The organism is Paenibacillus xylanexedens, assembly GCF_007676705.1.
Classification (GTDB): Bacteria; Bacillota; Bacilli; order Paenibacillales; family Paenibacillaceae; genus Paenibacillus; species Paenibacillus xylanexedens_C.
This window is the reverse complement of record NZ_VEBF01000648.1, coordinates 1-237: the sequence shown is the minus strand read 5'-3', so window position 1 is coordinate 237 and position 237 is coordinate 1. Positions and strand designations below refer to the sequence as shown.

The window sequence follows — 237 nt, the reverse complement described above, 5'->3', positions numbered from 1 at the left end:
GATTATGAATTATGGGATGTGATTAAGAAGAGGAATGCGGTTATAGTGGGTGGTAGTGGTGGGTGGTTAAACATGGGTGGGGAATGGTTAAGGTTGAAGGATACTGGGAATGAAGTTGAAAGAAGTAGGATCTATGATGGTATTGGGTTTGATGAATTTGGGTATGAATGTGAGTTTGAACGTGATTAGGTTAGGTTTGTTGAAGGGTAGCTGTTGGTTTTGTGTGAAGAGATTGAT

General features: G+C 40.1%; 1 pseudogene. It reads left to right on the top strand.

Features of this window, described 5'->3' with window-relative positions:
• A pseudogene (locus tag FS628_RS32360) lies at nt 1–189 on the top strand (cyanophycinase); the annotation flags it as partial.
• Nucleotides 190–237: the final 48 nt, after the last annotated feature.